The following is a 23,552-nucleotide window of genomic DNA, read 5'->3' as shown; positions in this document are numbered from 1 at the left end:
GCGGTGTCGCCTCTGTTCCTGTGGTGTCGCGAGGGGCCGGAGGGTCAGGCGCCCAGTTCGAGCAGCAGCTCCATGCAGATCGCGGTGGCGTCGAGGAAGCAGTCGACGCGCAGGTTCTCGTTGGGTGCGTGGTTGGCCTGGTCGGCGTTGGCCAACGGCAGGCCGATGCTGGGCACACCGAGGACCCCGGTGAAGATCCAGTCGGGAAGAGTGCCGCCGTACGCGGGGACCAGCAGGGGGTCGCGCCCGGTGACCCGGGAGATGGCTCGCGCCACCCTGGGCGTATACGGATTGTCGATCGGGGTCCTGGAGGCCGGTACGCCGCCGGACTTGGTGACGGTCACCTCGGGAGCATGGGTACGCAGGTGCGCGGCCACACGCTCGAAGACGACCTGGGGGTCCTGGCCCGCCGTCAGCCGGATGTCGACGCCCGCCTCCGCGGTGTCGGGGATGATGGTCCGGGCCACATCGCCGGTGGTGATCCCGTTGATCGTCAGCGTGGGGCGGTCGGCCAGCCGCTCGTAGAAGGACAGCCCGTCGAAGGCCGGGTCCATTTCGGTCAGCCCGATGTCGCCGAGGACCTGCGGCAGATCGAGCGGGAGAGCGGTGAACGCGGCACGGTCGACGTCGGACAGCGGTTCCCGGCCGTCCTCGAAGCCCTCGACGAGGACCCGGCCGCTGGGGTCCTTGAGGCTGGCCAGCGCCTGGACCAGCTGCCATGCCGGATTGGGCGCGACATTGCCGAAGTTGCCCGAGTGCAGCGGGCGGCTGGGACCGGTCGCCCGGAGCCGGAGCCGGAGCATGCCACGCACGCCGTGCGAGACGCACCATTCACCGGACTCGTGCACCGAACGGTCGCTCCAGACGACGAGATCGCCGTCGAACCGCTCGGGGTGTGCGCGCAGGATGTCTGCCAGCGTCGGGCTGCCGATCTCCTCCTCACCGTCGAGCAGCACCGTGACCGAGCACGGGAGTGCGCCGACCTGCTCCTCGAAGAGGCGCAGCGCCTGAAGGTGCGCGTAATGCTGCCCCTTGTTGTCACCGGTGCCGCGCCCCCAGATCCGTCCGTCGCGCACCACCGGGGCGAAGGGTTCGGAATCCCACAGCTCGCGCGGCCCGGTCGGCTGGACGTCGTAATGCCCGTAGATCAGGACGTGTGGCGCTCCGGCGGGCCCGGCGCGGTGACCGGTCACCAGCGGCCGGCCGTCGCCGACGAGTACCGACGGGGTCAGGCCGGCCCGCTTGACCTCTTCGACCGCACGGTCGGTCGCGGCGGGAAACCCTTCGCCGGTCGCGCTCACGCTGGGCTGGCTGACGTAGTCCATCAACCCGGCGATGAGTTCCTCCTGGCGCTCGTGCACCAGTTCACGCGGGGTGCCGGAGAGTTGGGCGCGGATCGTGGAAGCGTCCGTCATGGTGGGCCTCGTTCTTTCGTGGGGCGCTGGGGGGTGCTGGGGGTGCTGGGGGTGCTGGGGGTGCTGGGGGGGGCTGGGGCCTGGGGCCCGTCGGGTGTGGGGCGCGTGCCGGACACCGGGTGCGGGAGAGGCCCGGTGCGTCGGGTACCGGCTACCGGCTCCGGCTCCGGGATCCGGCTGATGCGTCGGACGCGGGGTACGGAACCGGATCGATCGGATCGCCGGATCGGTCAGATCGCCGGATCGATCGGATCGCCGGATCGATCGGATCTGCCAGACGGGCCAGATCGCTCAGATACGGATGGGGATCCGGCGGGTGCGTCAGCGCAGGGAGAGGAAGCGCCGGCTCGCCAGCAGGGCGGCGATGCTCAAGACGCCGGCCGCCATGATGTAGAAGCTCGGCGCGAGGTGGCTGCCGGACGCGGCGATCATCCAGGTGATGATCACGGGAGCGAAGCCACCGAAGGACATCACGCCGATGTTGTAGCTCAGCGACAGCCCGGTGCTGCGCGTGCCGGTCGGGAAGGCCTCGGACATCAACGCGGGCAGCGCACCGAAGTAGCAGGCCTTCAAGACGCCGAGCAGCAACATCACCACACCCATCACCAGCAGCGACGGCCTGCCCGACAGCAGCAGGAACAGCGGGTAGATGCTGAGCACCATCGCGATCCCGGCAATGAGCATGATCTTGATACGGCCGACCCGGTCCGAGAGATGACCGACCAGCGGCGTCACGGTCGTCAGCGCCACACCGGACACCGCCGCCCCGATGAAGCCGGCGGAGGGCGGCAGGCCGAGCGTCTCCTGCGCATAGGTCGGCATATAGACGATCACGTAGGTCACCGCGGTGGACAACACCAGGGCGCCGACCATGAGGAGCACCCGCAGCTTCTGGTCCCTGAGTACCTGCCGGACCGGGGTCGCCGCGACGTCCCCCTCCTCGGTGGCCTCGGCGAATTCGGGAGACTCCGGGACCTGGCGGCGGATCACATACCCGACCGGACCGATCAGCAGGCCGACGAGGAAGGGGATACGCCAGCCCCATGAATCCAGCTGCGCTCCGGACAGCGTCAGGCTCAGCACGGTGCCGAATGTCGCGGCCAGCAGCGTCGCCAGGCCCTGCGAGGCAAACTGCCAACTCGCCATGAAACCACGCCGGTCGGGCGCCTGCTCGGCCAGGAATGCGGTCGCGCTGCCGAACTCGCCGCCCGCCGAGAATCCCTGCAGCAGACGGGCCACCAGAATCAGGACCGGTGCGGCAAGGCCGATGGTTTTGTACGTCGGCATCACAGCGATCAGCAAAGTGCCGATCATCATGAGCCGAATCGTGAGCAGCAGCGCGGCCTTGCGTCCGGTGCGATCCGCGAAAGTCCCCAGGACAAGGGCCCCCAAGGGCCGGACCAGATACGACACCCCGAACGTGCCGAAGGCGAGCATCAGGGAAACCGCCGGGTCGCCGGCGGGAAAGAACGCTTTGGAGATCGAGACCGCGAAGAACCCGTACGTGGTCAGGTCGAACCACTCCAGCGTGTTACCCGCCGTTGCCGCGAGCACGGCACGCCTCGCGCGGCTTTTGCCGAGGGGCTTCTCCACAATCATCTGGCCTGTCTCTCTAGCGGTCGTCATGAGTTTTACTCCCTCGAATCGAGCAGGCGAACTGTCGCGCAGGGTGGAACCGCCGATGGGTGAGTCCGAAACGGAAGACGGGGGCTCGTGAACTCGCTGAGCGACGACGCTAGGGCCGCCGATCCATTCACACAATCGCAACTTCTAGAACACCTGATTGCCCATACGGCAACGCCGCGGTGAACGACCTCACGCCACCTGGAGATCTGCCCACCGCGTGATCCAACCGTGATGGGCGCGGCTGCCGTGCCGGACGGACAGCGCGGTGACGATGCCGCTCCCGCGGCCGTGCTCCGCGGACTGCGGGACGTCGTCCGGCTGTCGGGCGTCGGCCGCCGGCCCCGCATCGGTGACCTCGATACGCAGGGCGCGGGGCCCTTCGCCCCCGGTCCGGGACAGCAGCAGCAACGCCGGAGGAAGGGCATGAGTGACCGCATTGGTAACCATTTCCGAAATCACCAAAACTGCGTCCTCAATGGTGGCGGGAGGCAGATTCCAGCCGGTCAGGACCGTGTGCGCACGGCGGCGCACCACACCGACGGCCTCCGGGATGTGCGGCAGCGGGCAGCGGAATTCCGCGTCCCGGTGCGGCATCGCGTACGAGCCGGTGAATTCGCTGGGGGCTGTCGCATTCATCGTTTTCCCCTGCCTCGACTACCTCGGCTGCTCGACTGCCTGCGGGGAGGATGCACACCTGAGCGGCTGAAAGGACCCTGGGTCGATCGCTGACGGCGTCGCCGTAGTGGGGGACTTCTCCGTCGTGCGGTCCGCCCGGCCGGGTGAGCCCGCAGGGCATAGGGAGAAGATAGGCACAAACCGACCATTCGCACAATCGCAATTTATAGAACAAACCGTTGCCCTAAATGCAATGGCTCCTTATGCTGGCGCCATGCTGAACAGTCCGGCTCTTGAGTACTTCCTCGAAGTGGTCCGCACCGGCTCGGTCAACGAGGCGTCCAGGCGGCTGCTGGTCGCGGGCTCGGCCATCAGTCGGCAGATCGGCAAACTGGAGCAGGAAATCGGCGTACCGCTCTTCGAGCGCAGACCGCGCGGAATGGTGCCGAGCGAGGCCGGTGCCCTGCTCGCCGCCTATGCGCGCCGAGCCGCATTGGAAACCGACCAGGTGCTCGCGGATATCCGCGGCCGCGACCGGCTGGGAAGCGTCGTGCGGGTGGCCAGTTCACAAGGCGCCGCACAGGAATTCCTCCCACACGCCATGGCCGCATTCCGCAGGGAGCACCCGGGCACCACTTTCCAACTGCCCGTGGGGTCCCCGTCATTGACCACGCAAATGGTCCAGGACGGCTCGGTCGATCTGGGAGTCACCTTCAGCCTCGCCCCCGCCCCCGACGTCCGCGTCGTACACGCCCAGCGGGCCCCGATCCAGGCCCTGGTCAGATCGGACCACCCGCTGGCCGAACGAGACGAAATCCACCTCCACGACCTCCTCCCCTACCCGGTCGCCCTCACCGAAGAAGGCACCACGAACAGACGCCTCTTCGACCTCTGCTGCTCCGTCGAGGGAATCTCCTTCGAACCGCTGCTGGTCAGCTCAAGCTCCAGCGCCCTGTCCACCTTCGTCAAAGAGACGAACGCCGTTTCCTTGATCGGCCACATCAGCGTGCACGAACGCCTGCGCCGCGAAGGCCTCAAAGCCCTCGCCATCCGCAACCCGGAAATGCACCTCCGCACCCTCCAGATCCAGGCCATGGCAGGCCGTCAGCTCCCTGCAGTGGTCACCGAATTCGCCGACCACCTGATCCGGCAACTCGCAGAAACGGAGGTGTAGGGGCACAGCCCACACGTCCCGGAGGTGTAGGGGCACAGCCCACACGCCCGGCCCCCACAGGCCCGGCCCACGAGGGGCGCGCCCACGCACGGAGCACGACGCGCCCACGCTCACCACGCGACCACCTGCTCTCCCACGACGCGGAGGTCACCGGGCCTTGATCAGGCAGGCAGGGAGGGCCATTCGTCAGGCCCCTGACGGGAGCGTCAGGCCCCTGACGGGAGGTGCCAGAGCGGCGCCCGGTACTGCCCCGGGCGTCGGCTGAGCAGGAGTGACCTGAGGTTCTCGCGCTGGTTGCCGCCGAGGCCGAACGCCTCGGTGAGCCTGCGGACGGAACACGACCGGGCGGTACGCGGACACTCCCACCCGGCCTCTCCTTGCCTGCCCTCGGCCCTCTGCCCTCGGTCTTCTGCCCTCCGCATGCCCCTGGGCAGGGTTCCTGTCCCCCGCCTGGCTTGATACGTGAGAGCTGGTGGAGGGCCACCTGCCCCTGAAGGGATGTGACATGCCGCTATTGGCGCAATGGGCGTTTGGTCCGGTTGGCCGGGTCACGCTGTGCGGGTTGATCACGGTGGATTGAGGAGCCCGTGTGCGCGGATCGCGTGAGTGGGTCTGCGAGCGGGGCTTGGTGCAGTTGGCGGTGAGTAGGGCGCGACCTTGTGTTCCAGATCTTCACCGAGCGGGAAGCGCGGAAGGGCCGCAGCGCCTTCGACGGTCCGTCCGGGTACCGGGACAAGGCCTTCATTGACCCACGTCTGCGCTCAGCCCTCGGAGACGGGCTCACCCCTGCCCATGCAACCTGTCCAGACCCCACACAGCCCTACCGACGCCAAGCCACCGAAAGTCGCACGCCAGGCCGCCCGGTGGCCGACCCACTGGAGACGGCCGGCCCAGCGGGTGAAGGTGAAACGAGGCTGCTGGGATGAAAGGGCAGGGGTATGGCGACGGGTGAACGGCGGCCGGACAAGGGCACGGTGGACCGGTCGGAAGGGTTCGGCGAGCGACTGCTGGGGGTGCTGCTCGACCGGGCACATGAGATGCCGCCACAGTTGATCGCCCCGCTGATCGCGGAAGAGGTGGCCAGGGTTGGCGGCCGCGACGTCTCGATCCTCCTGCAGGACTATGCGCAGCTGCTGCTGGTGCCGCTGCCCGGTAGGGGGCTGACCGTCGGCGAGCCCGAGCTGATCGGTGACTCCCCCGCGGGATCGGCCTTCTTGTTCGGGGCCCCGGTCGAGGTTCCGCAGGCCGATGGCGTCCGGATGTATCTGCCGTTGCTGGACGGCAGCGACCAGGTGGGAGTGTTGACCCTCACTCTGAACACCGTCGATGACGACGACCGGCGCTTGCTGCGCAGACTCGCCGGTCTCGTCGCCGACATGCTGGTCACCAAGCACAGCTACACCGACCAGTTCTTCCTCGCACGACGCCGCGAACCGATGAGCTTGGCCGCGGAGATCCAGTGGTCCCTGCTACCGCCGCTGGCGATGTCCGTCCCCCAGGTCGCGGTGGCCGGAATTCTGGAGCCCGCCTACAACGTCGCCGGCGACAGCTTCGACTACGCCCTCAACGAGGACATCCTGCACGTGGCCATGGTCGATGCGATGGGCCACGGCCTGGACGCCGCCACGATGGCGACCGTCTCCGTCGGCGCCTACCGGCACGCCCGACGTGCCGGCATCGGCCTGTCCGAGATCTACGTGTTCATGGACCGGGCCATCGCCGAGCAGTTCGGGCCCGATCACTTCGTCACCGCGCAGATGATGCGCTTGAACATCACCACGGGACACCTGCAGTGGGTCAACGCGGGCCACCCCGCACCACTGCTCATCCGCGACCACCGGGTCGTCCGACAACTGGAGAGCCCGACAACCTTGCCGGTCGGCTTCGGCGGTGAAGCACCCCGGATCAGCGAGCACATCCTCCAGCGCGGCGACCGAGTGCTGTGCTTCACCGACGGCCTGATCGAGGAGCACGAGGCCGGCGAAGAACAATTCGGCGAGGAACAACTCATCCACTGGGTCAACCGCATCGAGCCAGCGGAGAAGGGAGTGCGGGCGGTGGTGCGCTCGCTCTCCCACACCTTGCTGCAGGAACGGGGCGGGAGCACCAGCGACGACGCGACCCTCTTCCTGATCGAGTGGCGCGGGGGCGCCGCCGACCACCTCGCCGTCCTGGAGTGAGCAAACAACCGCCCCCTTGGCGCCAGGCCCTGCATGGTCCATGCGCCGTGCGGTGCCCAGGTCTGGCGAGGAGGCCAGGCGGCAACAACAGGATCTGGGGCCGGTGGGAGTGGTGACGGAGATCTTGGGACACAGCCGGATCGCCCTCACGATGCACACGTACCCGCACGTCGTGCAGGACACGCAGCGTGCGGCTGTGCGCCACATGGGCCGGCTCTTGAAGCGGCGGCCCACTGGCGGCCCGCTACCGGCCGACCAGTGCCGTTGATGTCAATTCCAGATGTCAAAGACCCCCTACCATGATCAGTAGGGGGTCTTTTGACTGGTGGGCACAACAGGATTTGAACCTGTGACATCTGCTTTGTAAGAGCAGCGCTCTACCGCTGAGCTATGCGCCCTGGCCGAGCAGACAGACTACCTTGCCTCCAGGGCTGAACGGCAAACCAGTGCTCGAAGTCCGAACTTACCGGCCGGTGTGTTCGTTTCCGGTGAGTGGGAGAATGACATTCGGTCCTGGGGCGATCCGATCGGGAGAGGGAAGTGACGGCGACAGAGACGCAGCCGCATGAGCAGCGAGAACGCCGTCGCGTCCGTGGGGGTCCGCTCCGGGATGTGGTGGGGCTCGTGTTGCTGCCGTTGCCGTTGCTGGTGGCGATGGTGCCGATGTCGTTCGCGGGTGGAGGGACCCGTCGCTGGTTCGGGCGCGGGGAGAGTCAGCGGGCCGATGCGCAGGCCGCGAAGGATGCCGCCGCGGCGGCGTTCTACGAGCTGGACACCGCACACCGTGACCTGCGGATCTCCATAGAGGCGATCACCGCGGTCGACAATTCGCCGGCCGCGCGGAAGGCCGCGGAGGATTACGAGGGCTTCGGCCGGCGGATCGACGAGGTGAGTCAGCGGTACATCACCGCGGTCGACTCCCACGATCTGGACCGCGACGACCTGGACGGCGCCGCGGTGGCGCGGGCACGAGCGGATCTGACGCGTGCCAAGGAGGAGCTGGACCGCGTCAAGGGCGAGCTGGAGCGGTTCGCCCAGGGGCTCGGGCCGTTGCTGCAGACCGCCGAGACGCAGCTGGCGCGGCTGGCTCCGGCCGTGGAGCGGGCGCGGCAGGCGCTGCTGGCGGCGAGCAATGCGCTGGACGCGGTCCGTGCGCAGGGTCTGCGGGCCGATGATCTCGCGACCCGGCTGGCGGCGCTCGGGCCCGAGCTGACCAAGCTCAATCAGGGCGCCGGGCAGCACGGCGTACAGGAGACGATCCGGCGCGCCGACGACATGCTGCGCACGGCCGAGGGCGTACGGGCCGAGGCCGAGCGGCTGCCGGGGAAAGCGGCGGAGATCGACAAGCGGCTGGTGTCGCTGCGGACCCGGGCGCAGGCGATCACGACGCGTGCCGGGAAGGTCGACCCGGTCCTCAGCGAGCTGCGGCGGCGGTACAGCGCCGCATGCTGGCAGGACCTGCAGCAGGTACCGGAACAGGCCGCGCAGTCCGTCCAGCAGGCCGAGGTCAAGCTGCGGGAGGCGCAGCAGGCGCGGGACGAGCAGCGCTGGGCGGATGCCACGAGCCTGCTGGCGACCGTACGGGCGCTGCTGGACGGCACCGACGAGGCGGTCTCGGCGGCCGGTGACCGACTGCAGCGGCTCGATGCGGTGTCGTTCGACCGGCAGAAGGAGGTCGAACGGACGCGCTTCGCGGTCCGGGATGCGCAGCGGCTGGCGATGACCGGGCGCAGCACCCCCGATCCCCGGCATGCCGGTCCCCTGGACGACGCGGTGGCACGGCTGGACCGTGCGGTCGCGGGCCTGGAAGGGCGGCATCCGGACTGGTGGCATTTCCTGACGGAGACCGAGGCGGTACGGGAGACGGCGGCCCGGGTGGTGCAGGAGATCCGCGAGGCCAGGGGCGGCGCGGGGGCCGGCGGCGGCTGAGATTCCCGGGGGAGCGGCTGAGACTCCGGGCAGCGGTGAGCCTCCCGGGGGGGGGGCGGCTGAGGCTCCCGGGGGGGGCGGCTGGCTCCGGGCAGCGGCTGGGATCACGGGCCGGCCGGTGGTCCCGAAGCCAGCCAGTCAGCCAGCCAGCCCGGATGACACCTAGGTACTCGTCACCGGGGCTATCACCGGGGTTACGTGCTCGTCACCGGGATTTGCGCCCGTCACCGCGGCTATGTGCCCGTCGCCGCAGCTACGTGCCGTCACCCAGGGTGCAATGGCGTGATGTCGCACGTGGGCGGATCCTGGAGAGAAGTACGGCCCAGGCGGCACACCTGCGCGAAGGAGGCCGGAGATGGCTACTGGGGTTACTGGCCAGACCCTCCACGGGCCCTCGAACCCGTTCCACCGGACGAAGACGCCGCACACCCGGCTCGATGAGCATCTGCCCGTGGACCACCGGCTCAGCAAGGTCTACCGCATCGGCGCTGGGCTGATGGGCTTGGTGCTGATCGCCTTCGGCATCCTCGGGCTGACCCACCACATCGGCTTCTTCGACACCGGCGGCGACACCGTTGCCGGGCTGAACACCAACGGCTCCCTGAGCGTCCTCTCGATCGTCGTCGGCGCGATCCTCGTCGCCGGAATGGTGATCGGCGGTAACTTCGCCTCGACCCTCAACATCGTGTTCGGTGTCCTCTTCCTCCTGAGCGGCTTTGTGAACCTGGCGCTGCTGGACACCGGCGCGAACTTCCTCGCCTTCCAGCTCCAGAACGTCCTCTTCAGCTTTGTGGTCGGACTGATGCTGCTGGTCTTCGGGATGTACGGACGGGTCAGCGGCGGCCTCCCGCACGACAATCCGTACTGGCGCGCCCGGCACCCGGAGGAAGCGGAGCGGTTCGACCGCGGACAGCTGCATCCCGTCTCCGGCATGACGGCCGCACGGCAGGCGGCGCGGGTCAAGGTCCAAGGCGCCTCGCATGCCGGGCGCGGTTCGATCGGGGCCGGCACCAGCGGGAGCAGATCCCGCACGGGCATGAGTACGGGTACGGGTGCGAGTGCGCGTGCGAGTACGGGTACTGGCTCCGGTACGAGGGGTGCGGGTACTGGCTCCGGCACCGGCACCGGCACCGGGACGGATGCCGGAACTGTCGGCAAGAGGCCCTGAGCCGGGGCGAGGAGACGTCAGGGCGTACCGAGGTGGGAAGGGAATGGGGTGCTCGGTACGCCCTGACGGCTGATGACGGGCTGGAGACGGGGGGTGGATCACGGGGACCGGATCACAAGGACCGGATCACGGGGACCGGATGACGGGGGTTGCATAGCGGGTGACGGTGCTGGCGGGGACGGCTGGACGGCAGGTGCGGTGTGACGGCCCGAGCGGTGGGCAGGTGGGGCGGGGACTGCAGCGGCGGGCGGGACCGGAGCGGGCAGGCGGGACCGGAGCGGGCAGGCCGGTGTGACGGCCGGGTGGCACGGGGTGGGTGTGGGTGAGGACGGCATGGGTGTGGGTGGGGACGGCGTGGGTGTGGGTGGGGACGGCAGGTCGGCGGAGACGGGTAGCAGGGAGCACACGATGAGCCGTTCGGAGCACACCGCCTCCTCCAGCGGGCACGGGGTGCACCACGAAGCGGTCGAAGCGCTCGCCAAGCGGATCGTCAAGGGCACTTACGGTGAGGGCGACAGCCTTGTCATGCCGGACGTGATGACGCAGCTGGACGTGACCCAGACCGTGCTGCGTGAGGCGGTCAAGGTGCTGACCATGAAAGGCCTCCTCGACACCGACAAGGAGCGTGGCACGTTCGTCCGCCCCCGGGACGACTGGAACCTCCTGGATTCGGACGTGCTGCGCTGGAAGCTCGCGGCCGGTGTCTCGTCCGATTTCTTCGCCGATGTGCTCGAACTGCGCCGTTCCATCGAGCCCGCGGCGGCCGCGCTCGCCGCGGAGCGCCGCACGGATGAGGATCTGGCGGCACTGGACACCGCGCTCGGTGCGATGGCCACGACCGACACCGATCCGGCACTGCGCATACGCGCCGATGCGTCGTTCCACACGGCGCTGCTGATCGCCTCGAACAATCGCTTCTACGCGCAGATGCACCGGGTGATCGTGCCGATACTCGTCCAGCGTGACCGGGCCGTGCTCGCCGGGGACGGCGCATCCGAGCATCCTCATGCGGCCCACGCCGCGGTGGTCGAGGCCGTACGGAACCGGGACGTCGACGGGGCCTATATGGCGATGCTCGAACTGCTTGATCTGTCGGCGCGGGAGCATCCGTAAGGGCTGGTGGGGCGGTCGGGCCGGTGAGACGGAGGCCGCCCGTAGGCGGCGCGCCGCACTGGCGATAACCGGTGCAGGGTCCCGCACCGGTTATCGCCAGGACATGGGTGGGCAGGACACCGCGCAGGGGCCGGACGCCCCAACGCGCCGCACGGCCGTACACCGCACACCCCACCTCGTACATCGCCCACCGCTGCACCCCGCACCCCCCGTCCCCCGTCCCCCGTCCCGCGTCCCACGCCCCACGCCCCACGCCCCACGCCCCGAAAGGACGGAACCGGTCCATGAAGATCAGCCGCATCGAGACGTTCCTCGCGCCACCACGCTGGCTGTTCGTCCGGGTGGAGACCGATGAGGGCGTCGTCGGCTGGGGTGAGCCGGTGGTCGAGGGGCGGGCCGAGCCGGTCCGGGCAGCGGTGGAGGTGCTGTCCGAGTACCTTCTGGGCCAGGATCCGGCGCGCATCGAGGACCACTGGCAGGTCATGACCAAAGGCGGCTTCTACCGCGGCGGGCCCGTCCTGTCGTCCGCCGTCGCCGGCCTGGACCAGGCACTGTGGGACATCAAGGGGAAGCGGCACGGTGTCCCCGTCCACCAACTGCTCGGCGGGCCGGTCCGCGAGAGGATCCGCGCATACGCATGGGTGGGCGGCGACGAGCCGCACGCCGTCCGCGACGCGGTCACCGCCCAGGTCGAGGCGGGTTTCACCGCCGTCAAGATGAACGGCTGCGGCCGGATGACGCCGGTCGCCACCCGCGCCGAGGTACGGGAATGCCTGCGGCGCGCCGAGACCGCACGCGAAGTCCTCGGCGACGAACGGGACTTCGGCCTCGACTTCCACGGCCGGGTCTCGCCCGCCAACGCCCGCAGGCTCCTCCCCCTGCTGGCCGACTACGCACCGATGTTCGTCGAGGAGCCGGTGCTCTCCGACTACCTGCAAGCCCTCCCCGACCTCGTCAACGCCTCCAATATCCCCCTCGCACTCGGTGAACGTCTCTTCAGCCGGCGAGAGTTCCTGGCTCCCCTCCAAGCCGGCGTGGCGATCCTCCAGCCCGATATCTCGCATGCGGGCGGCATCTCCGAGCTGCGCCGGATCGCCGCACTCGCGGAGGCGTACGGGGCACAGCTCGCCCCGCACTGCCCGCTCGGTCCGGTCGCACTCGCCGCCAGCCTCCAAGTCGCCTTCACCACCCCGAACTTCCTCATCCAGGAGCAGTCCATCGGGATCCACTACCACCGGGGCGCCGAGCTGCTGGACTACGTGGTGGATCCGGAGCCGTTCCGCTTCCACGAGGGGTCACTGCTGCGGACCGACCGCCCCGGGCTCGGTGTGGAGGTGGACGAGGCCGCGGTGCGGGCGGCGGATGAGCGGGGCCACGCCTGGCGGAACCCCGTGTGGCGCCATGAGGACGGGTCGTTCGCCGAATGGTGAGCGGTGCGCCCGGTGCTCGGAGCCCTGGCCCCTCTGTTGGGGAAGCCCGGCCCCGGGATGGGCACGGGGGGACGGGGGGACGGGGGCATTGGGGCACGGGGCATGGGGGGGCATGGGGGCACGGGGCAGGGGCCTCCCTGACCCCCGCCGAAGGGATCCCCGGCACGGGCCGCCCGGCCCTGAGACCAGGTACCCACCCCGGGGCGTACCGGACGACGAACACGCAGGTCACCCCCACAACTCCAGTCCCGCCCCATGCGGCACACCCCTCACGCGCGTCGGCCCGGCCCGGAATAATCGAAGGTGTCACCCGCGCGCCCGAACGACCCCGCCGCGCAGTACGCACACGGCGGGGTGCAGGAGAAAGCAGGAAACGCCATGGACCTCAGCACAGCGCTCCGGACCGAACGGCTGGTCGCCATCATCCGGGGCAGAGATGCGGAGGCGTCCTTCCGTACCGTCATGGCGCTTGTGGAGGCGGGCCTTCCGCTGATCGAGATCTCGCTCAGCGGAAAGGACGCCCTCACCGTGATCCGACGGGCGCGCGCCGAGCTCGGCGACACGGCCTGGCTCGGCGCCGGCACCATCCTGACCGCAGCTGACGCCCGGCGCGCCGCCGAAGCCGGGGCGAATCTCATCGTCACCCCCGGGCTCGGAGCCGGTCTGGAGGAGTCCGTACGCCAGGGGCTGCCGACGCTCGCCGGGGTGCTGACGCCGTCCGAGGTGATCGCGGCGGACGCGCTGGGTGTCTCGGCCCTGAAGCTGTTCCCGGCGTCGGTCGGCGGACCCGGGTATCTGCAGGCGCTGCGTGCGCCCTTCCCCGAGCTGCCGTTCGTGCCGGTCGGTGGGGTCGACGCAGCCGCTGCGCAGGCGTACTTCGCCGCCGGGGCGGTGGCGGTGGGTGTCGGTTCGCCGCTGGTGGGGGACGCGGCGGACGGCGGTGACCTGGACGGGCTGCGCAAGCGCGCGGCGGAGTTCAGGGCGGTGTGCGCACGATGACGCAGCAACCGGGTCCCGGGAGCGGCGAAGCCCAGCGGGACAGTGACGATGACGGGCACGGGAACGGGCACGGGAACGGGCACGGGAACGGGCACGGGAACGGCGACGGGAACGGGCACGGGAACGGCGACGGGAACGGGCACGGGAACGGCGACGGGAACGGGCACGGGAACGGCGACGGGAACGGCGACGGGGACGGGGAGGCGCAGCACGGCGGGGCCGATCCCCGCCCCGGCGCCGCCCCCGGTCGTCCGTGGGTTCCCCCGCAACCGGGCCGTCCGGACCTCTTCACCTTCGGCGAGACCATGGTCGCGCTACGCGGCAGCGGCCCGCTGAAGCTCGGCGGCACGATGCAGGTCTCCATCGCCGGAGCGGAGAGCAATGTCGCGATCGGGCTGGCCCGGCTCGGGCACGAGGTCCGCTGGGCGGGTGCGGTCGGCGAGGACGAGGCCGGCCGGCTGGTGCTGCGTACGCTGCGCGCCGAGGGCGTCGAGGTATCCGGCGCCTCGACCGATCCGGGCGCCCCGACCGGGCTGCTCCTCTTCGAGCCGCGGCTGCCCGATGTCACCCGGGTGCACTACTACCGTGCGGGCTCGGCCGGCTCACGGCTCACGGCAGGCGTGATCGAGCGCGCCTTCCGCGCAGCCCCGCCCCGCATCCTGCACCTGACGGGCATCACCCCGTCCCTGAGCCCCACGGCTCGCTCGGCAGCCCTGCAGTCCCTCCGACTGGCCCGCGAGTACGGCTCCTTGGTCTGTCTCGATGTCAACTTCCGCGCTCGGCTGTGGACGGCCGAGGAAGCCGCCGTGGTCCTGGGCGAGTGGCTCCCCTACGTGGATCTCCTGATCGCCTCCGATGACGAACTCCCGCTGTGCCTCCCGCCCCGCGACGCCGCCGGTGGCTCCGCCGCCACCCTCGCGTCGCAGGCCAGGCTGCTGAGGGAGCTGGGCGTCGGCGAGATCGTGGTCAAACTCGGCGCGGAGGGGGCAACGGCCTTCACTCACGGCGGCTCCCTGCACCGGCCCGCCAGGGCCGTACGAGCCGTCGATGCCGTGGGAGCCGGCGATGCCTTCGTGGCGGGCTATCTGTCCGCGCTGCTGGACGGTGAAGGGCCGGCCGGATGCCTGGAGCGCGCCGTGAACACCGGAGCGTTCGCCGTCGCGTCCCCCGGCGACTGGGAGGGCGCGCCGACCCGTGCGGAGCTGGGCATGCTGGGCGCGCCGCCCGGCACCGTCGTCCGCTGAGCGGCGCCACGGCTAACCTGTGCCCATGCCTCGTTACGAATACCGGTGCCGCCCCTGCGGTTCCACCTTCGAGCTGAACCGGCCGATGGCCGAGTCCTCCGCCCCGGCCGTGTGTCCCGAGGGCCATGAGGACACCGTGAAACTCCTCTCCACGGTCGCCGTGGGCGGCTCCGCGACCGCTGCCGCCCCGCAAGGCGGGGGCGGCGGCTGCTGCGGAGGCGGTTGCTGCGGCGGCTAGTGGCTGGTGCTGCACCGGCGGGGTGCCCTGGAGCCCCGCCCGCGCCCCCGTCCCGCCCCCGTCCCCGTCCGCGCAGTGACGCCATGGCCTCAAGGACCGTCCCTCGACTCCGAAGCCTCGGATCCGAGGCCCCGGATCTGAGGCCCCGGATCTGAGGCCCCGGCCGCTATTTCTTGCGCGCCAGGGTCACGCCGTCCGCCACCGTGAGAATGACCGCCTCCATACGGGCGTCCTCCACGACATGGTCGTTGAATGCCCTGATCGCCAGGGCCGACCCGGTCGCCGCCGGGTCGACAACCTCCCCGTGGTACAGGACGTTGTCCGCCACGATCAGGCCCCCCGGCCGCATCCTGGGCACCAGCTCTTCCCAGTACGCGATATAGCCGCCCTTATCCGCGTCGAGGTACGCGAGATCGATGTGCGGTTCGGACGGCATCGCCCGCAGCGTTTCCAACGCGGGCGCGATCCGCAGCTCGACACGGTCCCCGACACCGGCCTTCTCCCATGCCTCCCGGCCGTACGCCGTCCACTCCTCGGAGACATCGCAGGCGATCAGCGTGCCGTCCGCGGGCAGCGCCTGGGCCATGGACAGCGCCGAAAACCCGGTGAACGTGCCCACTTCGACGACATGGCGGGCCCCGATCAGCCGCACCAGGAACGCCAGCAGGGGCCCCTGTTCCTCCGCCGACTGCATCCCCGCCGCCTCGGGGAACTGCTGGCGGGTGAGCTCCACGATGTCCCGCTGCGCCGCGTTCAACGGTGGGTTGTGGGCGAGGACGTAGTCGTACATCTCCGCCGTGATCGGCGTGCTCTTGGACTCGGTCACTGGCTCTCCCCTTGATCAAGGATCACGGTCTCGGCCGATCACCGGACGATGCAGCCAACCGTCTCGCGAGACTAACCCGAGCCTCACCTCCACCGACGGTTTTTCGCCCCCCGCCCGCCACGTGCCGAGCCCTCGGCCGTGCATCGGTCGGCGTCGGTCGACATCGATCGGCGTCGGCCCCGCGTCGGCCCGCGTCCCGAGTGCCCCACTCGGTCGGACGGCCTCGGACGAGTCGGGCCTCGCCGATTGCCGCGGTCAGAGTCCCCGCCTCCCCCTTCCTGGACTGGCGGATTCTCGTGTGCCGGCCCAGCCGTGCCCGCTCTTTCGGTGTTGCCGCCGCCCTCCTCCCCCTCCCCGCCCCTCCCCGCCGTCTCCCTCGCCCTTCCCCCTCTCACTCTCGCGTCTCGGATTTCACGTCCCCAGGTACCGCAACACCGCCAGGACCCGGCGTGAGTATCCGGAGGTGCCGATCAGATCGAGCTTGTCGAAGATCGCGTTGGCGTGTTTCTCCACGGCGCTCTGCGAGATGTGCAGCCGGACGGCGATCGCCGCGTTGGTGTGGCCCTGTGCCATCTCCCCCAGCACTTCCCGCTCGCGTGCGGTGAGGGTGCCCAGCGGATCCGTGCGGCGGCTGCGCATCAGCAACTGCCGGACGACTTCAGGGTCGAAGGCCGCCTGCCCGGCCCCCACCCGCTCCAACGCGTCCAAGAACTCGTCCACCTGGACCACCCGGTCCTTGAGCAGATAGCCCACCCCCTCACTGTCGTCGGTCAGCAGCTCCGTCGCATACCGGCGCTCGACATATTGCGAGAGCACCAGCACGCCGATGTCGGGCCAGCGTTCCCGGATCTGCACGGCAGCGCGCAGCCCTTCATCGGTGTGCGTGGGAGGCATACGGACGTCCACCACCACGGCATCCGGCTTCTCCTGCTTCTCATCCGCCTGCTCCAGCACGGCCATCAGCTGATCGGCGTCGCCCACCGCGGCTGCCACCTGGTGTCCCTCCTCGGCGAGGAGGCGCACCAGGCCCTCCCTCAGCAGGGTCGAATCGTCGGCAAGCACTACGCGCACGGCAGCTCCGCGGTGATGGTGGTCGGTCCGCCGACCGGGCTTTCCACCCGGAACCGGCCGTCGAGGGCGGCGACCCGGCGGGCCAGCCCGAACAGACCGCTGCCGGAAGAATCCGCGCCGCCCAATCCGTCGTCCTCGATATGCACGAGCACGGCGTCCTCGCCAGGGGCGACGCGGACGGTTATCAGCCCGGCGTCCGCATGCTTGACGGCATTGGTGACGGCTTCGGAGACCACGAAGTAGGCGACCGTTGCCACGCTGGTGTCGGGGTCGGTGGCAAGTGCGTAGTCGAGACGTACAGGGATGGCCGAGCGCTCGGCGACCGTCTCCAATGCCGCCCGCAGACCTGCCTCGTCCAGCACCGTCGGATAGACCCGCCAGGCCACCTCGCGCAGCTCGGCCAAGGCCTGGCTGCTCTCTTCGTGGGCCTGGCGGAGGAGTTGCTCCGCGCGCTGCTCGTCCTGGCTGCGCAGTGCGCGGCCGAGCAGCATGCCCAGGGCCACCAGCCGCTGCTGCACACCGTCGTGCAGATCCCGCTCGATACGGCGGCGCTCATCGTGGACCGCGGCGATGACGCCGGCGCGGCTGGCGGCCAGTTGCTCGATGCGGCGCTCCAGCTCCTCATGGTGGCTCGGGCCCAGGAAGTACCGCGCCAGCTTGGTCTCCAGCCGGGCGACGCCGAACGCGCCCTGGAAGCTGAGGAAGAGGAGGAAGAGACCGCCGACGCTCGACAGCGCGAGGGTGCCGGGGTGGTGGACTTCGGTGAACAGCAGGATGAAGATCCAGGAGGTGCCGTACGCCGCTCCGATCAGCGCCACGCTCAGGACGAGGGCGGCCAGCAGCCCCAATCCCCAGCGCAGGGAGAGATATTGCAGGGCGCGGTGGTCGGCGTAAGAATCTGATGTACCGGCCGCGACATAGACGCGGAGGCGGCTTCGGTTGGTTTCGGTCAGAGGGCGCGCCGCGGCGGTCACATGCTTGAGGACCGCGCGGCGGCCGCGCGGCCAGGCGAGGACGAGCAGCAGGGAGAGGCCGGAGAGCACGACGAAGGGGAGCTCGGCCAGCGTCGTCGCGGCACCGAGCACAAGCCCTGTCGCCAAGCGCAATCCGCGCCTTGCCATTTCCCACATGATCAAAACGCTAGCCGCACCGCACGTCCTCGCGCACTGCGGAAAACCGCAGTCTTTTGTGCGGAGTACCGCAATGTGCCGCAAGGCGAGAATTCATAGCGTTGAAAACATGATCGAGAGCATCGGAAGCACCGCACCCGGCTGGATCACCGACCTCATGGACACACTCGGCGCGCCCGGCGCGGGTGTGGCCATCGCCGCAGAAAATCTCTTCCCACCGCTGCCGAGCGAGGTGATCCTGCCGCTGGCGGGCTTCACGGCCGGCCGCGGCAGTATGCATCTGGCGTCCGCGCTCGCGTGGACAACCCTCGGCTCGGTGACCGGCGCCCTGGCGCTGTACGGCGTGGGCGCGTTGCTCGGGCGCGAGCGAACGATCGCGATCGCGTCGAAACTGCCGCTGGTCAAGGTGTCGGACATCGAGAAGACGGAGCGCTGGTTCCGGCGGCACGGGACGAAGGCGGTGTTCTTCGGCCGGATGATTCCCCTCTTTCGCAGCTTCATCTCGATACCCGCCGGCATCGAGCGCATGCCGATACCGATCTTTCTGGCCCTGACCACGCTCGGCAGCCTCATCTGGAACGCGATCTTCGTCCTCGCCGGCTATCTGCTCGGCGAGAAGTGGGAGGAGGTGACGGGATATGTGGATGTGTATTCGAAGGTGGTCCTTGTGGCGGCCGCGGTGGCGGTGGCGGTCTTTGTGGCCGCCCGGGTCAGTCGGCGTGGCTCGGGGATGCGGCGCCGCGGATGAAGGACCGCACGATTTCCTCGCCCGCGGCGACACCCCGCTCGTCGAGCGCCGTGACATGAGGGGCGTGCCAGCCGGAGTCCGCCAGTTCGCCGTGGCCGGGCCGCCATCCGCGGTCCGCGGCCAGCAGCAGATCGGCGTCGAGAAGAGAGTCCCCGGCCGCAAGGATCTCGGACGCCCCGGTTCGGCGCGCCACCTCCGCCACGGCGGCGCTTTTGGTCAACGGCTTTGGTACGGCATAGATCTTGCGGCCCTGCAGGGACACGGTCCAACCACGTTCGCCCGCCCAGCCGGTGAGGTCCTTCACCCAGGTGTCGGGCAGCAGCGGCCGCTCCACGACCAGATAGGCGAAGAGGTCCTCGGCGACGCGCTCCTTGAGGAGCCAGGCCGGGTCGGCGGTGCGGACAAGATGCGCGCGGACCTCGTCCAGGGGTGCGCAGTGCGCGGCGAGCCGCTCGGCGACGGTGCGCTGCCAGTCCGGGTCGGACTCACCCCGTACGAGCAGCTGGCCGCCGTTGGCGCAGATGGCGAACTCCGGTGCCGGCCCGGGAAGATGAATGCGGCCGTATTGCTCCCGGGTGCGGGTGGTCGCCGGCACAAAGGTGGTGCTGCGGGCCAGTTCGGCGAGCAGTCCGGCGGCCGTCTCCGTCATATAGGACAGCGGCTTGCGCTCGTATGTCTCGACACACAGGAGCCGGGGGGCTTCGGCGTCGGGCATGGTGAGGCCCAGCGCCGGGGCCGAATAGATCAGGGTGCGGTCGAGGTCGCTGGCGACGATCGCGCTCATCAGCAGGCCACCGCCTTGCCGTCGGCACCCGTGGCCCCGCGGGTGAAGCGGGGGTGGATCAACCCGACACAGGTGTAGGGAAGTTCGTCGACCTCTTCGACGGGCACGCCCCGTTGTTCCGCCAGGAGGCGCACATGATCGAGATCGGCCCCGGCCCCCTGCCGGGCCAGGATCTTCCAGGGGACCCGGCGCAGCAGTACGCGCGTGGTCTCGCCGACACCGGGCTTCACGAGATTGACGTCGTGGATGCCGTACTCCTCGCTGATCCGTTCGACGGCTGCCCAGCCCTCCCAGGTGGGGGCCCGGTCGGCGGCGGCCAACTCCTTGACCTGCGCGGCGACCTCCGCGGCCACGTCGTCGAAGTGGGCACCGACCGTGTCCAGGAACGCGCGCGACACATCGGCCGCCGCCAGGTCGCGGTAGAACTTCGCGCCGTGGAAGTCGTCCGGCCCCACGAGGTCGTCGCGCAGGACGGTGCGGGATATGAGGCCGGAGACGGTGGAGTTGAGGCAGGCGGACGGGATGAGGAAGTCGTCCCGGGTCCCATAGGTCTCGACACAACCGCCGGGGTCGGCGAGCACGGCGATCCGCGGGTCGAAGCCCGGGAAGTCCGCCAGGGCCTCGGCGAGTTCGCGGGTGATGGCGCCCTTCCCGGTCCAGCCGTCCACGAAGACGACATCCGCCGGATCGTGATGGGCGGCCAGCCAGCGCAGCGCGGTGGTGTCGATGCCCCGGCCGCGGACGATCGAGACCGCGTAGTGCGGCAACTCCACGCCGTGGGTGTGCAGCGCCCAGCGGCGCATCAGCACCCCGACGGGGGTGCCGGCCCGTGCCAGCGACACCAGCACGGGGCGTGGGCTGCGTTCGGCGAGCACGGTCTCGGTGACGGTTCCGACCGCCCGCGCTATCCGGCTCGCGGAGGTCCGCAGCGCGCTGTGAAACAGCGCCTGGTACTGCTCGCTCGGCTGGTATTCGACCGGCAGCGACTCGGCGTAGTGGGCGCCACCGCGCTGAATCGCCTCCTCGCGTTCCTCGGTCGGCGCTTCCAGGGTGACGTCGGAGAGATCCTGCAGCAGCCAGCCGACCTCGTCGGCGGTGTAGGAGGAGAAGGCGGGGCCGCGCAGCGGCTCGGGAAGGGGCATGGGGGGCCGGGCCTGTGGTTCGGGGGCGTACGAGGGGATGACGGCAAGCAGCAGCCGGTCGGTGTGCTCGGCGAGCCGGTGCAGCAGACCGCTGGGGGCGTGCAGTTCCGGGCCGTCTCCGGGCGAGTCCACGACGGCCACGATGGCGTCGAAGCCGCGGGCCGGGTCGGCGCCGGCCGCGACGTTGTAGGCGTACCGCTCCCCCGGCCCGTCGGCCGGCTTGTCGTGAGCGGGGAAGGACAGCCGGGTCCGTATCGCGTAACCGGGGTCGTCGACGGCGAGCACCGGCGACCGGGTGGTGGTGGAGAAGACGACGCCCGTCCCCCCGGCCGGCGCGGACGGCTGAGCGGTTCGGGGCGCCGGGGCGCCATCCCCCGCTTCGGTGGCCTCAGGGGTCGGCACCGGCTCGGCGCCGCCCTCCTTCTCGGCCAGGAGAGCGTCCAGAGCCCCGGCTATTCGCAGCGGCGCGTACATCAACTCCTCGTTGCCGAGGACGAGGATGCGGCGGGCACCGTCCAGCTCCCGGGCGATCCGGGCCGCCATGTCCGGCAGAGCCGCCTCCAGCCGGGCGCGATGCGCCGGTGTGAAGCCGTGCCGACCGCCGTCCGGCAGCCCGGCGGGCCAGCCGAGGTCGATCCGCACGGCATCGGCACCGCCTCCGGGCGCCGCCGTCCGCGCCTCCCGGGCCCCGGGGGCCTTCCGGGCCCCATGGCCCTGAAGGGCCTCATGGGCGGCGACGAGTTCCTGTCCGCGGGCCAGGACGTCCGCGGGCAGGCGTACGCCGCCCGCGGCCAGTGCCACGAGGTCGACGCGGGCGCCCAGTTCCGCCGCGAACGTCTCCAGGTGGCTGCGGTCCGCGGCGGAGCGCATGTCGACCAGGGCGACGACCACGTACCGCTCACGCGGGAAGTGCGCATGCAGCGCCTTGATCGTGTTCAGGACGGTCCGGCCGGTGGAGAACTCGTCGTCGACGAGCACCAGCGGCCCGTCCCCGGCGAGGAGCTCACGGTCCTCCGGGAGCAGCAGATGCGAGGTGGCGTGACTGTGCTCCTCTTCGAACCCGCCCACCTGCGCCACCCCCGCGACCGGCCGGCGGGTGGAGTGCAGATACGGCGCGAGTGCCAGGCCGTCGGCCACCGAGTGCCCCAGGCCGGTGGCGGTTTCGGCATAGCCGAGGACGACGGAGCGGGCAGCGGCCTCGTCGCCCAGCAGCTTCCGCACCCGGCGCCCCAGCCCGAGGCCGGCGCCATGGACCACCTCCGGTCGCTGGGGCACGTGCTTGCCGAGCACGTTCGACACGAGCAAATGGGCCCGCTTGGGGTTACGCCGCAGCGCAAGCCCCAGCAGTTCCGGCAGCTCGTCCCCGCCGCTCAGCGAGACCCCGAGCCGACCGGCGACCCATTCTCCCGTCCAGACCACGTGTTCCGTCTCCTCCGTCGTACCGTTCATCTGTCTCATCGCGTGTCACGTCTGCGGCAGGCTCGCCGCCAGCAGCTCCACGAACCCGATGCCTTCCCTGGCCACCCCGAACGCCTCGGCGCGCAACAGGGTCCGTTCGGCCCAGGCGCGATGCGGCTTCACCTCGTTCATCTTGTTCGTATAGGCGGAGCGCAGAACCCCGCCGTCGCCCCGTTCGGGCCGCAGGATGTCGACCGCGTCGCTGAACTCCTCATGGCTGACGACCGAGAGGGCGTGCACCGGCGCGACATGCGAAGGGTGGATGCAGGTCTTGCCCTGCAGACCGTTCGCACGGTCGAGTTCGATCTCCCGCAGAAGGCCGTCCATGTCGTGCTCGATCAGGGCCGTCCGCAATTCCTCGGCGCGTCCGAGGAACGGGCTGCGTCGCAGCTGTGGCTTGAACATCCGCTCCTGCAGCCGGAAGTACTCCCACACCGGGCCGGTGACCGTGAAGCCCGTGCCGTCCGCCCGTCCCAGCACATTCACCACGTCGGCGATCACGGAGGCGACGATCTGGACGTCGTACGCCGTCATGTCGGGGGCTCTGCGCAGTCCGTAGGCGGAGCAGAAGTCCGTGACGCCGAGCCGCAGGGCAAGCACCCGGTCCCGGTATTTGTCCACGGTCCGGGCGATGCCCGCAAGGGTCTCGGCGCGGCTCTCCAGATGCAGCAACTGCGGCGATTCCAGCACCGGCATCACAAACAGCCGCCGGGCGGCGTCGCCCTCGGCCGCGTTCAGCGCCTCAAAGAACGGGATGCCACGCTCCTCGGTGAACTTCGGAAGTACAAATCCGGACAGCCTGTGCACGGCAGTGCCCATCCGGCGCACCAGATCCGGTATTTGGCCGGGGGTGCGGACGCGGATGAACAGCAGGGGAAGATCCGCGCCCGTGGCGGCCGCCTCGTCGAGAAGGCCGAGCTGCCGCACGAGGTTCTCCTCGCCGGCCTCGACATCCCCGTCGCTTATGGAGTCCTCCAGGCACAGGACCATGGATTTCACGCCACGTGCGGCCTGCTTGAGGACATCGGCGGCGAGTCGCGGGCGGGTGGCGGGGCTGTAGAGCGTCGCCCCCAGAGCGACCGCGAGCGTGCGGGCCGGAGAGCCGGCGGTGAACTCCACCGGCTCCTGGTGGAACAGTGCCTTCCGGATGTCTGGCGGAAGGTGCCCAAAATGACGCATATAACTCCCCGTCTACATGCGGGATCCGGCACCCCCGCTGCGTCTCGCTGTCTGGATCCAGCCGGTAATCGTACGTGCGTGGG

General features: G+C 70.0%; 19 protein-coding genes and 1 tRNA gene. 10 read left to right on the top strand and 10 right to left on the bottom strand.

Features of this window, described 5'->3' with window-relative positions; all coding sequences use genetic code 11:
* Positions 1–44 precede the first annotated feature (44 nt).
* The 3 genes from ACF088_RS20095 to ACF088_RS20085 all read right to left on the bottom strand — a co-directional run bounded on the left by ACF088_RS20095 (position 45) and on the right by ACF088_RS20085 (position 3,677).
* On the bottom strand, positions 45–1,415 hold the full coding sequence (locus ACF088_RS20095; protein WP_392377110.1) for a M20/M25/M40 family metallo-hydrolase: 1,371 nt from the start codon (positions 1,413–1,415) through the stop codon (positions 45–47).
* 321 nt (positions 1,416–1,736) lie between these two features.
* The gene (locus tag ACF088_RS20090) at positions 1,737–3,014 is read right to left on the bottom strand and encodes an MFS transporter (protein WP_392377109.1); all 1,278 of its coding nucleotides are present in this window, start codon (positions 3,012–3,014) and stop codon (positions 1,737–1,739) included.
* Positions 3,015–3,230: 216 nt separating this feature from the next.
* Positions 3,231–3,677, bottom strand: coding sequence for an ATP-binding protein (locus ACF088_RS20085; RefSeq protein ID WP_392377108.1), 447 nt, complete (start codon positions 3,675–3,677; stop codon positions 3,231–3,233).
* A gap of 253 nt (positions 3,678–3,930) precedes the next feature.
* On the opposite strand from ACF088_RS20085, the gene ACF088_RS20080 reads away from it, so the two are divergent.
* Together ACF088_RS20080 and ACF088_RS20075 are read left to right on the top strand one after the other, a co-directional pair.
* Positions 3,931–4,830, top strand: a complete 900-nt coding sequence (locus ACF088_RS20080; RefSeq protein WP_392377107.1) for a LysR family transcriptional regulator — start codon at positions 3,931–3,933, stop codon at positions 4,828–4,830.
* Between the two features lie 938 nt (positions 4,831–5,768).
* Positions 5,769–7,010 (top strand): PP2C family protein-serine/threonine phosphatase, encoded by a 1,242-nt coding sequence (locus ACF088_RS20075; RefSeq protein ID WP_392377106.1) that lies wholly within the window; start codon positions 5,769–5,771, stop codon positions 7,008–7,010.
* A gap of 323 nt (positions 7,011–7,333) precedes the next feature.
* Here the strand turns inward: ACF088_RS20075 and ACF088_RS20070 are convergent.
* A tRNA-Val gene (locus ACF088_RS20070) sits at positions 7,334–7,408 on the bottom strand.
* Between the two features lie 142 nt (positions 7,409–7,550).
* Between ACF088_RS20070 and ACF088_RS20065 the strand changes: the two genes are divergently transcribed.
* The 7 genes from ACF088_RS20065 to ACF088_RS20035 all read left to right on the top strand — a co-directional run bounded on the left by ACF088_RS20065 (position 7,551) and on the right by ACF088_RS20035 (position 15,131).
* Entirely contained in the window at positions 7,551–8,939 is a 1,389-nt protein-coding gene (locus ACF088_RS20065; protein WP_392377105.1) for a hypothetical protein, read from the top strand.
* A 451-nt stretch (positions 8,940–9,390) separates the two neighbouring features.
* Complete coding sequence (locus ACF088_RS20060) at positions 9,391–10,107, top strand: DUF4383 domain-containing protein (RefSeq protein ID WP_392377174.1); 717 nt, start codon at positions 9,391–9,393, stop codon at positions 10,105–10,107.
* A 408-nt stretch (positions 10,108–10,515) separates the two neighbouring features.
* Positions 10,516–11,220: a FadR/GntR family transcriptional regulator gene (locus ACF088_RS20055; RefSeq protein ID WP_392377104.1), complete on the top strand. Its 705-nt coding sequence runs from the start codon at positions 10,516–10,518 to the stop codon at positions 11,218–11,220.
* A gap of 284 nt (positions 11,221–11,504) precedes the next feature.
* The gene (gene dgoD / locus ACF088_RS20050; RefSeq protein ID WP_392377103.1) at positions 11,505–12,650 is read left to right on the top strand and encodes a galactonate dehydratase; all 1,146 of its coding nucleotides are present in this window, start codon (positions 11,505–11,507) and stop codon (positions 12,648–12,650) included.
* Positions 12,651–13,028: 378 nt separating this feature from the next.
* The gene (locus tag ACF088_RS20045) at positions 13,029–13,649 is read left to right on the top strand and encodes a bifunctional 4-hydroxy-2-oxoglutarate aldolase/2-dehydro-3-deoxy-phosphogluconate aldolase (RefSeq protein WP_392377102.1); all 621 of its coding nucleotides are present in this window, start codon (positions 13,029–13,031) and stop codon (positions 13,647–13,649) included.
* Complete coding sequence (locus ACF088_RS20040) at positions 13,646–14,893, top strand: sugar kinase (protein WP_392377101.1); 1,248 nt, start codon at positions 13,646–13,648, stop codon at positions 14,891–14,893. Before ACF088_RS20045 ends, ACF088_RS20040 begins: the two co-directional genes overlap by 4 nt.
* A gap of 25 nt (positions 14,894–14,918) precedes the next feature.
* Positions 14,919–15,131, top strand: a complete 213-nt coding sequence (locus ACF088_RS20035; RefSeq protein ID WP_328387039.1) for a zinc ribbon domain-containing protein — start codon at positions 14,919–14,921, stop codon at positions 15,129–15,131.
* A 166-nt stretch (positions 15,132–15,297) separates the two neighbouring features.
* On the opposite strand, the gene ACF088_RS20030 is transcribed toward ACF088_RS20035, so the two are convergent.
* The 3 genes from ACF088_RS20030 to ACF088_RS20020 form a co-directional block, all read right to left on the bottom strand.
* Positions 15,298–15,921 (bottom strand): O-methyltransferase, encoded by a 624-nt coding sequence (locus tag ACF088_RS20030; protein ID WP_392377173.1) that lies wholly within the window; start codon positions 15,919–15,921, stop codon positions 15,298–15,300.
* Between the two features lie 447 nt (positions 15,922–16,368).
* Positions 16,369–17,028 carry a response regulator gene (locus ACF088_RS20025; protein ID WP_381063086.1) on the bottom strand — a complete coding sequence of 220 codons (660 nt, stop codon included), beginning with the start codon at positions 17,026–17,028 and terminating at the stop codon, positions 16,369–16,371.
* On the bottom strand, positions 17,019–18,158 hold the full coding sequence (locus ACF088_RS20020; protein ID WP_392377100.1) for a sensor histidine kinase: 1,140 nt from the start codon (positions 18,156–18,158) through the stop codon (positions 17,019–17,021). Before ACF088_RS20020 ends, ACF088_RS20025 begins: the two co-directional genes overlap by 10 nt.
* Positions 18,159–18,267: 109 nt before the next feature.
* Between ACF088_RS20020 and ACF088_RS20015 the strand changes: the two genes are divergently transcribed.
* Positions 18,268–18,906, top strand: a complete 639-nt coding sequence (locus ACF088_RS20015; protein WP_392377099.1) for a DedA family protein — start codon at positions 18,268–18,270, stop codon at positions 18,904–18,906.
* Here ACF088_RS20015 and ACF088_RS20010 read toward each other — a convergent pair.
* From ACF088_RS20010 to ACF088_RS20000, 3 genes are read right to left on the bottom strand one after another with little or no spacing between them, the layout of a single operon-like run.
* Positions 18,869–19,690, bottom strand: a complete 822-nt coding sequence (locus ACF088_RS20010) for an HAD family hydrolase (RefSeq protein WP_392377098.1) — start codon at positions 19,688–19,690, stop codon at positions 18,869–18,871. The two genes, ACF088_RS20015 and ACF088_RS20010, sit on opposite strands and share 38 nt — an antisense overlap.
* The gene (locus ACF088_RS20005; RefSeq protein WP_392377097.1) at positions 19,690–22,281 is read right to left on the bottom strand and encodes a phosphoribosyltransferase; all 2,592 of its coding nucleotides are present in this window, start codon (positions 22,279–22,281) and stop codon (positions 19,690–19,692) included. The genes ACF088_RS20010 and ACF088_RS20005 overlap by 1 nt, the downstream gene beginning before the upstream one ends.
* A gap of 15 nt (positions 22,282–22,296) precedes the next feature.
* Positions 22,297–23,469, bottom strand: coding sequence for an HpcH/HpaI aldolase/citrate lyase family protein (locus ACF088_RS20000; protein WP_392377096.1), 1,173 nt, complete (start codon positions 23,467–23,469; stop codon positions 22,297–22,299).
* Positions 23,470–23,552 lie beyond the last annotated feature (83 nt).

The organism is Streptomyces sp. NPDC015125 (assembly GCF_043080045.1).
Lineage (GTDB): Bacteria > Actinomycetota > Actinomycetes > Streptomycetales > Streptomycetaceae > Streptomyces.
The sequence above is the reverse complement of the archived record's forward strand: the minus strand, read 5'-3'. Positions and strand labels throughout refer to the sequence as shown.

What these genes read in the sequence shown, in the direction of transcription:
- ACF088_RS20095 (WP_392377110.1), bottom strand. Translation starts at nt 1,415, where the DNA reads ATGACGGACGCTTCCACGATCCGCGCCCAACTCTCCGGCACCCCGCGT.
- ACF088_RS20090 (WP_392377109.1), bottom strand. Translation starts at nt 3,014, where the DNA reads ATGATTGTGGAGAAGCCCCTCGGCAAAAGCCGCGCGAGGCGTGCCGTG.
- ACF088_RS20085 (WP_392377108.1), bottom strand. Translation starts at nt 3,677, where the DNA reads ATGAATGCGACAGCCCCCAGCGAATTCACCGGCTCGTACGCGATGCCG.
- ACF088_RS20080 (WP_392377107.1), top strand. Translation starts at nt 3,931, where the DNA reads ATGCTGAACAGTCCGGCTCTTGAGTACTTCCTCGAAGTGGTCCGCACC.
- ACF088_RS20075 (WP_392377106.1), top strand. Translation starts at nt 5,769, where the DNA reads ATGGCGACGGGTGAACGGCGGCCGGACAAGGGCACGGTGGACCGGTCG.
- ACF088_RS20055 (WP_392377104.1), top strand. Translation starts at nt 10,516, where the DNA reads ATGAGCCGTTCGGAGCACACCGCCTCCTCCAGCGGGCACGGGGTGCAC.
- dgoD (WP_392377103.1), top strand. Translation starts at nt 11,505, where the DNA reads ATGAAGATCAGCCGCATCGAGACGTTCCTCGCGCCACCACGCTGGCTG.
- ACF088_RS20045 (WP_392377102.1), top strand. Translation starts at nt 13,029, where the DNA reads ATGGACCTCAGCACAGCGCTCCGGACCGAACGGCTGGTCGCCATCATC.
- ACF088_RS20040 (WP_392377101.1), top strand. Translation starts at nt 13,646, where the DNA reads ATGACGCAGCAACCGGGTCCCGGGAGCGGCGAAGCCCAGCGGGACAGT.
- ACF088_RS20035 (WP_328387039.1), top strand. Translation starts at nt 14,919, where the DNA reads ATGCCTCGTTACGAATACCGGTGCCGCCCCTGCGGTTCCACCTTCGAG.
- ACF088_RS20030 (WP_392377173.1), bottom strand. Translation starts at nt 15,921, where the DNA reads ATGTACGACTACGTCCTCGCCCACAACCCACCGTTGAACGCGGCGCAG.
- ACF088_RS20020 (WP_392377100.1), bottom strand. Translation starts at nt 18,158, where the DNA reads ATGTGGGAAATGGCAAGGCGCGGATTGCGCTTGGCGACAGGGCTTGTG.
- ACF088_RS20015 (WP_392377099.1), top strand. Translation starts at nt 18,268, where the DNA reads ATGATCGAGAGCATCGGAAGCACCGCACCCGGCTGGATCACCGACCTC.
- ACF088_RS20010 (WP_392377098.1), bottom strand. Translation starts at nt 19,690, where the DNA reads ATGAGCGCGATCGTCGCCAGCGACCTCGACCGCACCCTGATCTATTCG.
- ACF088_RS20005 (WP_392377097.1), bottom strand. Translation starts at nt 22,281, where the DNA reads ATGAACGGTACGACGGAGGAGACGGAACACGTGGTCTGGACGGGAGAA.
- ACF088_RS20000 (WP_392377096.1), bottom strand. Translation starts at nt 23,469, where the DNA reads ATGCGTCATTTTGGGCACCTTCCGCCAGACATCCGGAAGGCACTGTTC.